This window comes from Actinokineospora sp. UTMC 2448 (assembly GCF_024760565.1).
Classification (GTDB): domain Bacteria; phylum Actinomycetota; class Actinomycetes; order Mycobacteriales; family Pseudonocardiaceae; genus Actinokineospora; species Actinokineospora fastidiosa.
In genome coordinates this window covers 1723191-1737871 of the sequence record NZ_CP031087.1, presented here as the reverse complement: position 1 = coordinate 1737871, position 14681 = coordinate 1723191, and the positions used below count along the sequence as shown (strand labels likewise).

Annotated in this window: 10 protein-coding genes; 5 read left to right on the top strand and 5 right to left on the bottom strand. The window is 74.1% G+C overall.

Annotated elements, in window-relative coordinates:
- Positions 1-39 precede the first annotated feature (39 nt).
- Complete coding sequence (locus Actkin_RS08305) at positions 40-876, bottom strand: M23 family metallopeptidase (RefSeq protein WP_189213254.1); 837 nt, start codon at positions 874-876, stop codon at positions 40-42.
- A gap of 106 nt (positions 877-982) precedes the next feature.
- Positions 983-2773 (bottom strand): Xaa-Pro dipeptidyl-peptidase, encoded by a 1791-nt coding sequence (locus tag Actkin_RS08300; protein ID WP_258906580.1) that lies wholly within the window; start codon positions 2771-2773, stop codon positions 983-985.
- Positions 2774-2899: 126 nt separating this feature from the next.
- Here Actkin_RS08300 and Actkin_RS08295 point away from each other — a divergent pair, with 126 nt between their 5' ends.
- A complete protein-coding gene (locus Actkin_RS08295; RefSeq protein WP_258906579.1) occupies positions 2900-4426 on the top strand; it encodes a mucoidy inhibitor MuiA family protein in 1527 nt (508 codons plus the stop codon).
- On the opposite strand, the gene Actkin_RS08290 is transcribed toward Actkin_RS08295, so the two are convergent.
- Entirely contained in the window at positions 4423-5892 is a 1470-nt protein-coding gene (locus Actkin_RS08290) for an FG-GAP-like repeat-containing protein (protein WP_258906578.1), read from the bottom strand. The genes Actkin_RS08295 and Actkin_RS08290 overlap by 4 nt on opposite strands.
- A gap of 72 nt (positions 5893-5964) precedes the next feature.
- Complete coding sequence (locus tag Actkin_RS08285) at positions 5965-6858, bottom strand: LLM class flavin-dependent oxidoreductase (protein WP_189213257.1); 894 nt, start codon at positions 6856-6858, stop codon at positions 5965-5967.
- Positions 6859-6911: 53 nt separating this feature from the next.
- Here Actkin_RS08285 and Actkin_RS08280 point away from each other — a divergent pair, with 53 nt between their 5' ends.
- The 4 genes from Actkin_RS08280 to Actkin_RS08265 are packed head-to-tail and all read left to right on the top strand — an operon-like array spanning position 6912 to position 13805.
- Complete coding sequence (locus Actkin_RS08280) at positions 6912-8915, top strand: prolyl oligopeptidase family serine peptidase (RefSeq protein ID WP_189213258.1); 2004 nt, start codon at positions 6912-6914, stop codon at positions 8913-8915.
- Between the two features lie 21 nt (positions 8916-8936).
- Positions 8937-11918 (top strand): DEAD/DEAH box helicase, encoded by a 2982-nt coding sequence (locus Actkin_RS08275; RefSeq protein WP_258906577.1) that lies wholly within the window; start codon positions 8937-8939, stop codon positions 11916-11918.
- Positions 11911-12726 carry an SWIM zinc finger family protein gene (locus Actkin_RS08270; RefSeq protein WP_258906576.1) on the top strand — a complete coding sequence of 272 codons (816 nt, stop codon included), beginning with the start codon at positions 11911-11913 and terminating at the stop codon, positions 12724-12726. Before Actkin_RS08275 ends, Actkin_RS08270 begins: the two co-directional genes overlap by 8 nt.
- Positions 12723-13805 carry a DUF2293 domain-containing protein gene (locus Actkin_RS08265; RefSeq protein WP_258906575.1) on the top strand — a complete coding sequence of 361 codons (1083 nt, stop codon included), beginning with the start codon at positions 12723-12725 and terminating at the stop codon, positions 13803-13805. Before Actkin_RS08270 ends, Actkin_RS08265 begins: the two co-directional genes overlap by 4 nt.
- On the opposite strand, the gene Actkin_RS08260 is transcribed toward Actkin_RS08265, so the two are convergent.
- Positions 13742-14665, bottom strand: a complete 924-nt coding sequence (locus Actkin_RS08260; RefSeq protein ID WP_258906574.1) for a neutral zinc metallopeptidase — start codon at positions 14663-14665, stop codon at positions 13742-13744. The genes Actkin_RS08265 and Actkin_RS08260 overlap by 64 nt on opposite strands.
- Between the last annotated feature and the right edge of the window lie 16 nt (positions 14666-14681).

Genomic DNA, 14681 nt, shown 5'->3' with positions numbered 1-14681 from the left:
ATGGATCGGCCCGGCGCACCGGGCCGATCCGTATCCTGTTCAGCCGCAGTGCTCGAACGGACTGGCGTAGGACGCCGACCCCACCGAGCCGCCCCACTTCACGCACTTGCTGGCGGCCGACTTGACCACCGGCCCCGCGTAGTAGGAGAACGAGCCGGAATCCGTCGTCCGCGTCCCGCCCTGCACCTCGAGGAAGGCCGACACCGGCGAGGGCGATCCGACCGACACGTGCTTGATCGTGGCCACGCAGTTGTAGCCCGACTTGTACAACAGGTACACGCGCCCCGCCGTCCCCAGCGCGGCCGAATCGATCACCGAGTAGCCGCTGCCGCAGACCTCTTCGGGCGTGTACGGGTTGCCGCCGCCGGAACAGTTCTGGCTCGTGTAGTTCTTCGTCCCCCAGTAGTACGCCTGCACGCCGTTGAAGACGATCTTCTGCGCCACGCCGTTGAGCCGCTGCTCGAAGTGCAGGTGGGGGCCGCTCGACCCGCCGGTCGAGCCGACGTTGCCGATCGTCTGACCGCGGGTGACCGACTGGCCGACCGAGACGCGCTGGCTGGACAGGTGGGCATACCTGCTGCGCCAGCCGTTGCCGTGGTCGATCTCGATCCAGCGGCCGTAGCTGGTGGCCCCGGTGTTCTCCACCCGGCTCACCCGCCCGCCCGCGCTGGCCACGACCGGGTCGCCGTCGTCGTTGGTGCGGTTGAAATCGATGGCGTTGGCGGGGCTGTGGTTGGTCCGGGTCTGCCCGGACCACACCTGCCCGCAGGGGAAGGGCAACTGGAACGCGGGCGCCGCCGCGGCGACGTTCGCCCCGGTGAGGAGGAACGCCGCCGTCAGGACGACGGCGCCCGCGATGGATAACAGTCTGCTCATCAGCCACCTCCGATAACTCGCGAAGACAGCCGATCCGACCACGGAGGACCCGGTTTGTGGAAGACCTTCCAAGCAATCCGACGGTGGGCAGATTTCCAACAGTGGGTTAACCGAGGGCGTCGTGCAGCGCCGAGCGGCCGCCGACGACCGGCAGCGTGACGGCGCTGCGCCCGAGGTCGACGGTGAATTCCGCGCCTGGCCTGGGCCGCAGCGTGTAGTCGTGGTCGCTGGACAGGACAACGACGCCGAGGCTGTGTCCGGCGCGGAAGACGTAGTCGTCGGGCATGAAGTTCACCCGGATGTTGTAAGCGTGGCCGGGCTTGACCGGCGACGTCCGCCATTCCGAGTGCCGGTTCTGCGGGTCGGCCCAGCCGCGCGTGACGACCTTGACCGAGCCGTCGGGCGCCCGGTCGACCAGCAGCGCGGTCACGTTCGCCGCCGGGCGGCTGAACGACAGCCGCAGGTCCGCCCGGACGGTCCCGCTGATCCGCAGGTCGGTGGCCAGCGCCCCGGTCGCGTAGGACAGCCGGTGCGGGGACGTCGCCGCGGCGGCGAGGTCCTCGGCGCGCTTGGTCGCGTCGTCGACCACCGTCTCGCGACCCTTGCCCTTGCGCACCGCCAGCCCGCCGGTGGTGTCGCCGCCCGCGATTGGGTGCACGGTCACCGGACGCGTCCCCGGCGCGGGCCACTCGGCCTCCTCGGCCCACGTGCGGTCCTCGCGCTGGATCGTGGACTTGTTCTCCCTCTCCACGCCGTTGTCGACGTCGTACAGGTAGTGCGACATCCACCGGTTCAGCAGTACCAGCCACGCGTCGCGGTTGACGTTGTACGGGTCGGAGTGGCCGAACTGGTGCAGCCAGATGCGGTGCTCGACGCCGTGGCGCTTGAGCAGCTCGTACCACTGCACGACCTGGCGCGTCTTCACGTTCCAGTCGTTAAGCCCGTGCACGGCCAGGACGGACGCCTCGACCTTGTGCACGTCGTTGAGGTAGTTGCGCTCGTCCCAGAAGTGGCTGTAGTCGCCGGTCACGCGGTCCTGCTCGGCCAGCAGCTCCTCGATGACCGGACGGCAGACGTCGCGGTCCTCCCGCGTGTAGACGTACTCGGCGAGCACGTCCGCGTCCTCGCCCTGGAAGCCGCCCGCGGCGACGACGGCGCCGTCGGAGCGGTAGTAGTCGTACCAGTTGGAGATGGCCGCGATGGGCACGATCGTCTCCAGCCCCTCCACGCCCGTGGAGGCGACGGCGTTGGGCAGGGTGCCGTTGTACGACACGCCCATCATGCCGACCTTGCCCGTGCTCCATTCGGCGGAGACGGCGGCGCCGCTCGCGTCCGCCCCTTCCGCGCGGCCGTTGAGCCAGTCCACGACGGAGCGCGCGCCGATGGTCTCGTTGCGGCCACCCGTCGTGGGACACCCGGTGGACTTGCCGGTGCCCAGCGACTCGGCGTACACCACGGCGAACCCGCGCGCGGTGAAGTACTGCTCGTAGCGCCACGTGATCGCCGGGCTCGGCCCGACGGCCGAGACGATCTCGCCGCGACCGGCGTGCGGACGCGGCTTGCCCGGCACGTACAGCTCGACGTCGACGTTGTGGTTGGGGACGTCGTTGCCGCCGGAGTAGTAGGGACTGGCCTGGTAGACGACCGGCACCTTCATACCGGCCTCGGTCGCGCGCGGGCGGACGACCTCGACGTAGACCTTGTCGTCGTGCCCGTCGCGGTCGCTGTCCACGGGCGCGGTCACCCACAGCGACTCGCGGACGACGTCGGTCGGGCTGAACACGGGCTGTGCCTGCCCGTCGACGAAGACGGGGGCGGGCGGGTCCGCGTGCGCGGTGGCGGGCACCAGGGGCAGGCAGACCAGTGCGGCGATGACGGCGGATCGCGCGCGTCTCATATCGGTCTCCAAGTCGGCAGGGTACGACAGGAACGATCTGCACCCTCACGTTCGGCGACGGTCACTGTCAAGGGTCCGACCGGATGGTCCACTGAGGACCACCCGGAACGGGGTAGCCTCGTGCGCGTGATCCGACTCGACGCCCCCATCGTGGCCGTGACCGTCTACCCCGGACAGGCCAGGGTGACCAGGCGCGGCCGGGTGAGCCTGCCGGGCGGGGACGCCCGCGTGCTGGTCACCGGCCTGCCCACGCTGCTGCACCCCGACTCGGTGCGGGTCGCGGGCACGGGCGCGGCGACCGTGCTGGGCGTGGACGTCGCGCCCGAGCCGCACGCGCGCCCCACCACCGCGCCGGACCTGCGGGAGCGGGCCGACGCGCTGGACGCCGCGCTGGCCGAGATCGCCGACACCGACACCGTGCTCGGCACCCGCGCCGACCTGCTGGCGGGCGTCGCGCGCCGGTCGGCGACGGCCCTGGCGCAGGCCGTGGCCCGCGGCGAGGCGGACGCGGCCAGGGTGGCCGCCGCGGGCGAGGGGCTGGCGGGCGAGCTGGCCAGGGTGCTCGGCGAGCGCCGCGAGCTGGCCACGGCCCGCGAGCGGGTGCTGGAGGAGCGGGACGAGGTGCAGCGGCTGCTGGCCCAGCGCTCGTCCGACCCGGACCTGATGGCGGTCGCGGTCGACCTGTCCGGCGACGGCGACGTCGACCTGGAGGTGTCCTACGTCGTCGACGGCGCGAACTGGGAGTCCCGCTACGACGTGCGGCTCACCGGCGACCGGCTGACGCTGGCCTGGTTCGCCCTGGTCACGCAGCACACCGGGGAAGACTGGCCGGAGTGCGAGCTGGCGCTGTCCACCGCCCGCCCGACCGCGGGGGTCTCCGTGCCCGAGCTGTCCCCCTGGTTCCTCGACGTGCTCAGCCCCGTCGTGCCGATGCCCGCCGCGGCGGGCCCGAAGATGCGGGGCGGGTACGGCGCGGCGATGGCGATGCCCGCCCCCGCCGCGGTCGCGGCCGAGACCGCCGCCGTGGAACACGGCGTCACGGCGAACACCTACCGCCCGCGCCGTCCGGTCGCCGTGCCCGCCGACGGCTCGGCCCACCGGGCCACCGTGGCCGCGCTCGAGCTGGACGCCCGGGTCGACCACGTGACCGCGCCGGTCCAGGGGCCGGAGGTCTACCTGCGGGCGACGGCGGTCAACACCAGCGAGCACACGCTGCGCCCGGGTCGGGCCGCGCTGTTCCACGACGCCGAGTACGTCGGCGCCACCCGGCTCGACGCCTGGGCGCCGGGCGAGGAGCTGGAGCTGGCCCTGGGCGTGGACGACCGGGTCCGGGTCGAGCGCGAGCTGGTGCGCCGCTCCACGGGCAAGGCCGTGCTCGGTGGGACCCGCAGGCTGGAGGCCGCGTACCGCACGACGGTGACCAACCACAGCCCGCGCCAGGCCCGCGTCGCGGTGGTCGACCAGGTCCCGGTCTCGCGCCACGAGTCGGTGGTCGTCCGCGACGTGACGCTGCGCCCGGAACCGGCCGAGCGCGACGAGCTCGGCCGCGTGACCTGGCGTCTGGACCTGGCCCCCGGCGCCAGCGCGGACCTCGATCTCGCGGTGCGGGTGGACGTCGCCAAGGGCGTCGACCTGCGGGGCTGGCGGGACTAGCAGCTCACCCCGCCGAGCACCGCCCGGCAGGTGACCGCGGCGGTGTCGTTGGCCGGGTTGACGTCCCCCGGCGTCGAACTGACCCTGGTCAGGACCACGTCGCCGGTGCCGGACGCCAGGAAGGCGGCCGAGAGCCGGACGGTGCGGGTGGCCGTCGCGCCGCTGGTCAGCGCGCCGATGTCGCAGGTCACGGTCCTGGCCCTGGTGTCGACGACGCAGTCCGGGGCCACCGGGGAGCGCAGGAACGACGGGTAGGTCAGCCGCAACCGGGCCGCGGTGAACGCGCCATCGGCGGTGGCCGACAGGGTGAACGTGACGCCGCTCGCGGTCAGGCCGACCCGCAGGTCGGCGCGGATCTCGGTGGTGTTGCGCAGGATCGAGACATGGTTGCCGAAGGAGTTGGCGGCCACGATGTCGGCCACCCCGTCCCCGGTGAGGTCCGCAGCCCGGACGCCCTGGGCGCCCGGCCCCGCGGGCAGGTCCGACCGGGCGGCGAGGGTGCCGTCGCCGACGCCCAGGAGCACCGAGACCGAGCCGGACACCGCGTTGGCGACGGCCAGGTCGGGCCGACCGTCGCCGTTGAGGTCGGCGACGGCGACCCCGCGCGGCGACTGGCCCACCGGGTAGGCCACGCGCGCGGCGAAGGTGCCGTCGCCGCGACCGCGCAGCACCGAGGCGGTGGCCCCGGCGGCGTCCGCCGTCACCAGGTCCGTCCGCCCGTCGGCGTCGAGGTCGGCGGCCGCCACGGCGAACGGCTGCGCGCCCGCCGCCACGGCGGTGTGCGGGGCGAACCCGCCACCGCCGACCCCGCGCAGCACCGACACGCTGTTCACGCCGACGTTGGCCACGGCCAGGTCCGGGACCTGGTCGCCGTCCAGCCGGGCGATCACCACCCCGAACGACGTGCCCGCGACGGCGTGGTGGACGGGCGCGGCGAAGGTGCCGTCGCCGCGGCCCGCCATGACCGAGACGGTCGGGGCGCCGACGTTGGCGGTGACCACGTCGGCGCGGCCGTCCCCGGTGACGTCGCCCACCGCCATGCCCTGCGGGATCGGGCCGCTGGCGAACCCGCGCGGGGCGCCGAGCGTCCCGTCGCCGTTGCCGCGCAGGACGGCGACCACGCCAGCGACGTTGTCGGTGGCCAGCACGTCCGGCCTGCCGTCCCCGGTCACGTCGGCGACGGCGACGTCCGACAGGCTCCGCCCCGCCGGGTACGACACCGCGGGCGCGGCCCCGGACCCGGTGGTGACCAGCACGGACACCGTGCCCGCGCTGGCGTCGGCAGTGACGGTGTCCAGGTCGCCGTCGCCGTCGAGGTCGCCGAGGGCCACGCGGAACGGGTTGCTGCCCGTGGGGTGGTCCACCGCGCCCGCGAACCGGGCGGGCGGGGGCGCGGCGGAGGCCGACGGCCCGACGACGGCGGACGCCGCGATCCCGAACACCAACAACACCACTGCGCGGCGCATCCACGACCTCCCTGGGGATTCCCCAGGGGAGTCGTCGCGGGCGCGACCGGGTTTCTAGGCCGATCGAGTGGATCAGGGGGCCAGCGCCGCCATGACGTCCTCGGCGCGGCGCATCGACTCGGCGGGGTCGGCGTCCGGGGAGCCGATCGACGGGTCGAAGTTGAGGTCGACGAACACCTCGGTGACCCCCTGCGCGGCGAGGTCGCCCAGGTCGGCGCGGATCTGCTCGAGCGAGCCGGTCAGCGGCTTGCGCCGCTCCCCCACCACGACGACGCCCCGGCACACCATGCGCAGGGCGGCCGGGTCGCGGCCCGCGTCGGCGGCGGCCGCGCGCACGACCTCGATCGACGCGCCGATCTCGGCGAGGTCGGCGCGGCTGCTGCTCACCCAGCCGTCGGCCATCCGGCCCGCGCGGCGCAGCGCGGCCTCGGCCGTGCCGCCGAGCAGGACCGGCGGGCCGCCGGGCTGCACCGGGCGCGGGTCCATGCTGGTCGGCGGCACCGTGTAGAACTCGCCGGAGTGCTCGACGACCGGGTCGGTCCAGAAGCGGCGCAGCAGGGGCAGGTACTCCTCGGCGCGCCTGCCCCGGGCCCGCCGGTCGGCGCCGACGGCGATGTACTCCTCCTCGGCCCACCCGATGCCCAGGCCGGCGTCGAGGCGGCCGCCGCTGAGCACGTCGAGGGTCCCGAGCTGCTTGGCCAGCAGCGGCGGGGCGAAGAACGGCAGGTTCACCACCGCGACGCCGAGGCGCACGCGCGAGGTCCGCGCGGCGAGGTAGGCGAGCACGGACACCGGGTCGAGCACGCTGCGGTACATCGGTCCCCAGTTCCCGTCGGGCGGGGAGAGCAGGCGCTGGAACGTCCACAGCGAGTGGTAGCCCAGTTCCTCCGACCGCACGGCGACGCGGTCGATGTTGTCCGGGGTGGCCCAGGAGCCCGACACGGGCGCGGCGAAACCGATGTGCACGCCGGTCACGCTACCGCCGCGCTGGTCAGCGCGCCGATGGCAGACTGGCGGGCATGACGAACACGGACGACCCCTACCTCTGGCTGGAGGGTGTGACCGACACCGACGCCCTCGCCTGGGTCCGGGAGCGCAACGCCGAGACCACGGCCGCGCTCACCGACGGCGCGCGGTTCGCCGCGATCGAGCGGGAGATCCGGGAGGTGCTCGACGCCGACGACCGCATCCCGTACCCGCGCAGGCGCGGCGAGTACCTCTACAACTTCTGGCAGGACGCGGAGAACCCGCGCGGCGTCTGGCGGCGCACGACCCCGGAGTCCTTCCGCACCGACTCCCCGGAATGGGAGGTGCTGCTCGACGTGGACGCGCTCGGCGCGGCCGAGGGCGAGAACTGGGTGTGGAAGGGCGCGAGCGTGCTGCGCCCGGACTACCACCTGGCCCTGGTGGAGCTCTCCCGCGGCGGCGCGGACGCCACCGTCGTCCGCGAGTTCGACCTGCGCACCCGCGAGTTCGTCACCGACGGCTTCGTCCTCCCCGAGGCCAAGACCCGCATCGGCTGGATCGACGCCGACCACGTCTACGTCGGCACCGACTTCGGCGAGGGCTCGCTGACCACCTCCGGCTACGCCCGGGTCATGAAGCGCTGGCGGCGCGGGACCCCGGTCGAGGAGGCCGAGGTGGTGTTCGAGGGCAAGCCGGAGGACGTCAGCGCCTTCGCCTACCGCGACCACACCCCCGGTTTCGTGCGCGACTTCGTCGGCCGCTCCCCGGACTTCTTCACCAGCGAGGAGTTCCTGCTCAAGCCCAACGGCGACCTCGTGCGCATCGAGGTGCCGGACGACGCGTCGACGTCGGTGCACCGGGAGTGGCTGCTGATCCACCCGCGCACGGCGTGGACGGTCGGCGACACCACCTACCCCGCGGGCTCGCTGCTGGCCACCGACTTCGACGCCTTCCTGGCGGGCGGGCGCGAGATCGCGGTCGTCTTCGAGCCGGACGCGCACACGTCGCTGCAGGGCTGGTCGTGGACGAGGAACCACCTGATCCTCACCGAGCTGCGCGACGTCAAGACCCGGCTCGAGGTGCTGACGCCGGGCGAGTGGACGCGCGCGGAGCTGCCCGGCGCGCCCGAGGTCGGCTCGGCGCACATCATCGACACCGACCCGGACGCCGACGACGAGTACTTCCTCGACTCCAGCGGCTACCTGCAGCCGACCACGCTGATCCACGGCACGGTCGGCGGGACCGCCGAGGTCGTCAAGCAGGCCCCCGCGCTGTTCGACACCGACGGCCTCACCGTCGAGCAGCACTTCGCCACCTCCGACGACGGCACGAAGGTCCCCTACTTCGTGGTGTCCGACGGCACCCCCGGCCCGACCCTGCTCTACGGCTACGGCGGCTTCGAGGTCTCGCTGACCCCCGGCTACAACGCGGCCATGGGCCGCGCGTGGCTCGCGCGCGGCGGGACCTACGTGGTGGCCAACATCCGCGGCGGCGGCGAGTACGGGCCCGACTGGCACCGCGCCGCACTGCGGGAGAACCGGATGCGCGCCTACGAGGACTTCGCGTCGGTGGCCCGCGACCTGGTCGCCCGCGGCGTGACGCCGCCGGGCAGGCTGGCGATGCAGGGCGGCAGCAACGGCGGTCTGCTCGCGGGCGTCATGCTGACCCGCTACCCGGAGCTGTTCGGCGCGGTCGTGTGCCAGGTGCCGCTGCTCGACATGAGCCGCTACCACGTGCTGCTCGCGGGCGCGTCCTGGATGGCCGAGTGGGGCGACCCCGACGACCCGGCCGACTGGTCGTACCTGCGGGAGTACTCGCCGTACCACTTGGTCCAAAGTGGACGCGAGTACCCGCCGGTGCTGTTCGTCACCTCGACCCGCGACGACCGGGTGCACCCCGGGCACGCCCGCAAGATGGCCGCGCGCATGCGCGAGCAGGGGCACGCGCCGATGTACTACGAGAACATCGAGGGCGGCCACGGCGCCGCGGCCGACAACGCGCAGCGCGCCTTCATGTCCGCCCTGGCTTGGGAGTTCCTGCTGCGTTCGTTGTCGTAGCCGCTGGGTACAGTCACCGGCGTGTTGGCGTTGCACTGCCTCGGCACGGCCGACGGCCAGGTCGTGCTCTGGGCCGAGGACTCCGCGCGGCCCGATCGCCGACCGGGCAAGGCCGCGCGGGGCGCCGTCGAGCACCCGTTCGCGGTCCCGGGCGCCGAACTCGCCGAGCGCCTGGGCGTCGAGGGGACGGAGCTGACGGTGCGGGCGCTGCTGCCGTCGCACCCGTCGGCCCCGCTGCCCTCGCCGGAGCTGGTGCGCGACCCGCTGGCGACGGCGGCCGCGCAGCGCGGCGCCGTGCGGCTGCGGCCGTGGCTGGTCGGCGGGCTGGCCACCACGGCCGCCGTGCCCGAGCCCGACGACGTCCGCCTCGGCGCGAGCGCGCGCTACCTGGCCGCGCTGCGGGAGTTCGCCGAGGACCTGGTCGGCCGGGGCCGGGTGCTGCCCGCGGTGACGTCGTCCGGCCATGCCCGGTGGCGGCCCGCGCCCACCGGGGCGGACTCCGCGCGACTGGCCCGGCTGCGCGAGGCCATGCCGCCCGCGCTGCGCGCGCAGCAGGTCGGCGGCGACGGCCTGCCCGCGGGCACCGTGCTCAGCTCGGTCCTGGACACCCTGGTCGACGCGATCGCCCGACAGCGCATCGGCGATCTCGACCTCGCGCCCGGCGGCCTGGTCGGCGACCAGGCGGCCGCCGTCACGCACGCGCTGCTCTCGGGCCTGTCCGGCGACCCGACCATGGGCACGCCCGCCCTGCCGACCGAACGGCTGGCTAGCGCGCTCACCACGTGGCGGGCGAGCGCCGCGCACGACGGCCCGGTGCGCGCGTGCTTCCGACTGCACTCCCCCGACGGCGACGACGAGACCTGGGCCGTGGAGTTCCTGCTCCAGGCCGCCGACGACCCCAGCGTGCTGGTGCCCGCCAGCCAGGTCTGGAACGGCGGGCCGAACGTGCTGCGCCGCTGGGTCGCCCAGCCCGCCGACCTGCTGCTGGCCGAGCTGGGGCGGGCGGGCCGGATCATCCCGGAGATCGACGACGCCCTGCACGACACGCACCCGACCGGCCTCGCGCTCGACACCGCGGGCGCGCACGCGTTCCTCACCCGCGCGGGCGAGCTGGACCAGGCCGGGTTCGGCGTCCTGCTGCCGTCGTGGTGGCAGACCGCGGCCGCCGAGGTCGGGCTCAAGCTGACCACCACCAGCCCGGGCACGCCGGGCGTGGTCTCCGGCAAGAGCGGGATGGGCCGCGACGAGCTGGTCCAGTACCGCTGGGACATGGCCGTCGGCGAGTCCACGCTCACCGCGGCCGAGCTGAAGGCGCTGGCCGACGCGAAGGTGCCCCTGGTGCGGGTGCGCGGCCGGTGGGTGCACCTCGACCAGCGCAGGCTCGCCGCCGGTCTGGAGTTCATCCGGCGCTCGGCGGAGGGCAGCACGAGCGCGGGCAACATCATGGCGCTGGCCGCGCTGCCGCCCGACGACCCGCTGCTGCCCGCGCCCGTGGTCGGCATCGACGGCGACGGCTGGCTCGCCGACCTGCTCAACGGCCGCATGGAGGCCCGGCTCGAACCGGTGAAGGCGCCCGCCGGGTTCGGCGCGGACCTGCGGCCGTACCAGGAGCGCGGCCTGGCCTGGATGGCCTTCCTCGACCGGCTGGGCATGGGCGCGTGCCTCGCCGACGACATGGGCCTGGGCAAGACGGTGCAGCTGCTGGCGCTGGAGGCGCTGGCCCGCGCCGACGCCGAGCGCCCGCCGACGCTGCTGGTCTGCCCGATGTCGCTGGTCGGCAACTGGCAGCGGGAGGCCGCCAAGTTCGCCCCCGACCTGCGCGTGCACGTCCACCACGGCAGCAGCCGGGGCAGGCTCGACGAGGTCGACGCCGACCTGGTGATCACCACCTACAACCTGCTCGCCCGCGACAGCGCCCGGTTCGCCGAGCGCGAGTGGGACCGCGTGGTGCTGGACGAGGCGCAGAACATCAAGAACAGCGCCTCCCGGCAGTCCCGCGCCGCGCGGTCGATCCCGGCCCGCCACCGGATCGCGCTGACCGGGACGCCGGTGGAGAACCGGCTGGCGGAGCTGTGGTCCATCATGGACTTCGCCAACCCCGGCCTGCTCGGGTCCGTGCACCGGTTCCGGGCGCGCTTCGCCGTGCCGATCGAGCGCTACCACGACGAGGACGCCGCCACGCGGCTGCGGCGGGTCACCGGACCGTTCGTGCTGCGCCGCGTCAAGACCGACCCGACGATCATCAGCGACCTGCCCGACAAGGTCGAGATGAAGCAGCTGTGCAACCTCACCGCCGAGCAGGCCTCGCTCTACCAGGCCGTCGTCGACGACATGCTGCTCAAAGTGGACGAGTCCGAAGGCGTGCAGCGCAAGGGCCTGGTGCTGTCGACGATCACCCGGCTCAAGCAGGTGTGCAACCACCCGGCCCAGTACCTCGGCGACGGCTCGCGCATCGCCGGTCGCTCCGGCAAGCTCGCCCGGCTGGAGGAGACGCTGGAGGAGGTCATCGCCGACGGCGACAAGGCGCTGGTGTTCACCCAGTTCGCCGCGTTCGGCGGGATGCTGGTGCCGCACCTGGCCGCGCGGTTCGACACCGAGGTGCTGTTCCTGCACGGCGGTGTCGCCAAAGCGCGGCGGGACGCCATGGTCGAGCGGTTCCAGTCCGGCGACGGGCCCTCGATCTTCCTGCTGTCGCTCAAGGCGGGCGGCACCGGCCTGACGCTGACCGCCGCCAACCACGTCATCCACCTGGACCGGTGGTGGAACCCGGCAGTGGAGGACCAGGCCACCGACCGGGCCTTCCGCATCGGCCAGCGCCGCGACGTCCAGGTGCGCAAGCTGATGTGCATCGGCACGCTGGAGGAGAAGATCGACGCGATGATCGAGCGCAAGAAGGCGCTCGCGCGGCTCGCCGTCGGCACCGGTGAGGACTGGCTGACGGAGCTGTCGACCGAGGAGCTGCGCGAGGTCGTCTCGCTGTCCGCGGAGGCCGTCATTGAGTGAGGACGAGTGGTGGCGCGACGCGCCCACCCGCACGATCAAGGTCGAGAACGGCCTGCGCGCGCGCAGCACGCGCGGCGACATCGCGCGCACGTGGTGGTCGCGGCGGTTCATCGAGGTGCTGGAGGAGCTCGGCCTCGGCGGCAGGCTGGAGCGCGGCAAGCGCTACGCCCGGCAGGGGCAGGTCGTGAGCATGTCGCTGTCGCCGAGCATCGTCGTCGCCACCGTGCAGGGCTCGCGACCGGCGCCGTACCGGGTCAAGATCGGGGTCAAGGCCTTCACCGCCGACCAGTGGGCGCAGGTGGAGCAAGCGCTTGCGGGGCGGGCGCTGTACCTGGCCAAGCTGCTCGCGGGCGAGATGCCGACCGGGATCGAGGAGGTGTTCGAGGGCATCGGGCTGCGGCTGTTCCCGAACTCCTTCGCCGAGTTCTCCATGGAATGCTCGTGCCCGGACTGGGAGGTGCCGTGCAAGCACCTCGCGGCGACCTGCTACCTGCTCGCCGAGTCGTTCGACACCGACCCGTTCGAGATCCTGGCCTGGCGCGGGCGGTCCCGCCAGGACCTGCTCGACAGCCTGCGCGCCCGTCGCGGCGGACCCGCGGTGGCCCCCGAACCGGGTCCCGACCCGCTGCCGGACGACCCGGCCGCGTTCTGGGCAGCGGGCCCGGTGCCGCCCGCGCCCGCGCCGCCCGCCCCGGGCGCGCCGGGGGCCGTGCTCGACCGGCTTGACCCGCTGCCGGTGCTGCTGCGGGGCAGGCCGCTGACGGAGTACCTGCGCCCCGCGTACCGGGCGTTCGCGGAGGAAGCGTGACGGCACTGTCGACGCGGGTGCGCGTCATCGCCGAGGAACTGGTGCGCCGCAAGGGAACCGTCGCGCCCATCGACGTGCTGACCGGGCTGGGATGGCTGTCGGCGCGGACGGTGGAGTCGTGGCGGCAGGGCCGCGTGCCCCGGCTGGACGCCGTCGCCGCCGTGCCGCCCGAACGGCTCGCGGAGGCGGTGGGCCTGTTGCGCGAGTGGGCGTCGGCGCGCGGGCTCCACTCGTCCGAAGTGGACTACGTCGCCGCCACGCTGGACGCGCGCCCCCTGCGCTTCGGCGACGACGACCGCCCGTTCCGCACGCACTGGACCGACCCCGACCTCTCCCCCGCCCGGCGCGCCCGCATCGAGGCCAAGGCGAAGGCGGTGCCGGACCCGGTCGCGCTGCGGCCGGACAAGCGCTGGCACTGCTCGCTCTGCCGGGAGACCGGCGACTTCCACTTCGTCGAGGACGACCTGCCGGTCTGCCTGGCCTGCGCGGACATGGACCACCTCGTGTTCCTGCCGTCCGGGGACGCGGCGCTGACCCGGCGGGCGCGCGCGGCCAGCGGGCTCGCCGCGGTGGTCATGACCTGGCACAAGCCGCGCAAACGCTTCATCAGGTGCGGCACCCTGGTCGAACGGGCCGCGCTGGAGACCGCCGAGGAGCAGTGCCTGGCCGACGAGGACGCCCGCGAGCGCAGGCGCGTCCGCGACCGCGCCCGCCGCGAGCTGCAGGACCTCGCGTTCACCGCGGCCTTCGCCGACCGGATCGCGGAGCTGTTCCCCGGACTGGCCGCGGCCCGCGCCCAGGCGATCGCCGAGCACGCGAGCGTGCGCAGCAGCGGCCGGGTCGGCCGCTCGGCGGCGGGGCAGGCGCTGGACGAGCACGCCGTCACGCTGGCCGTCGTCGCCGCCATCCGGCACGAGGAGACCGACTACGACGCGATGCTCATGGCGGGAGTGCCGCGCGCGGTCGCGCGCGAGCGCATCCGGGAGACGGTGGACGCGGTGCTGACCCGCTGGCGTCAGGCGACGCTGGACGGCGACGCCGACCAGGTGTCGCAGTCGGCGGTGGACTCGCCCGCATAGCCCGCCTTCGCCCAGAGCAGCTGGTTGTTGGCGCTGCCGTGGCTGTCGGAGTCCTCGACGTAGGCGAACCCGGCCACGGCGGCCTCGGCGGTGTCGGCGTCGATGTCCCCGCGATCCCGGGCGGCGGCGAGGAACAGCCCGGCGAAGCAGTTGGCCTGCAGCTCGACCCGGCGGGACAGCTCCAGCTCCTCCTGCTCCTCCGCGGCCCGCTCCCGCCGCTCGGCGGTGCCGAGGATGCCCGCGAGCGCCTGCACGTGGTGGCCGTACTCGTGGGCGAGGACGGCCAGGTGCAGGCCCGCGTCGTCGGCGGCGTCGTCGAGCAGCCGGGCGCGCGGCATGGAGATGACCTCGTCGCCGGCGCAGTAGAAGGCGACCGCCTCGTCCTCGTCGGGCGCGAACCCGCACTCGCCGCGGGGGTTGTCCGCCACGGTCAGCTCGGGCGAGCGGACGGGCTTGCCTGCCGCCTCCAGCGGCTTGGCCCAGGCCTGGTCGAGGCAGCCGATGGCCTGGCGGTAGTACACCTCCAGCCCGGCCGAGTCCGTCCTGAGCTCGGGGAGGTCGCACGCGACCTGCGCCAACGGCGAGCCGGGGCGCATCAGCGGATTGCGCGCGAGCGTGTCGAGCGTCGCCTGCGCCTGCCCCTCCTTGGGCACGACCTCCGCGTCGACCGAGGTCGCGTACCCGTGGACGAGGGTGGTGAACCCTCCCGAGCTGGCCCGCCCGACCACCGCGATGAGCAGCACCCCGACGAGCACCATGGCGAAGATCGCCACCAACGCGAACGGCGAGTTGCGCCGCTCCGGCCCCGCCTGGACCACCTGCACGGGCGCGATCGGCCGCCACCCGCCCGGATCACTCATCCCTCACCCCCAGGCC

Excerpts from the sequence above, each read along its gene's own strand:
- Actkin_RS08305 (WP_189213254.1), bottom strand. The coding sequence starts at position 876 with ATGAGCAGACTGTTATCCATCGCGGGCGCCGTCGTCCTGACGGCGGCG.
- Actkin_RS08300 (WP_258906580.1), bottom strand. The coding sequence starts at position 2,773 with ATGAGACGCGCGCGATCCGCCGTCATCGCCGCACTGGTCTGCCTGCCC.
- Actkin_RS08290 (WP_258906578.1), bottom strand. The coding sequence starts at position 5,892 with ATGCGCCGCGCAGTGGTGTTGTTGGTGTTCGGGATCGCGGCGTCCGCC.
- Actkin_RS08280 (WP_189213258.1), top strand. The coding sequence starts at position 6,912 with ATGACGAACACGGACGACCCCTACCTCTGGCTGGAGGGTGTGACCGAC.
- Actkin_RS08260 (WP_258906574.1), bottom strand. The coding sequence starts at position 14,665 with ATGAGTGATCCGGGCGGGTGGCGGCCGATCGCGCCCGTGCAGGTGGTC.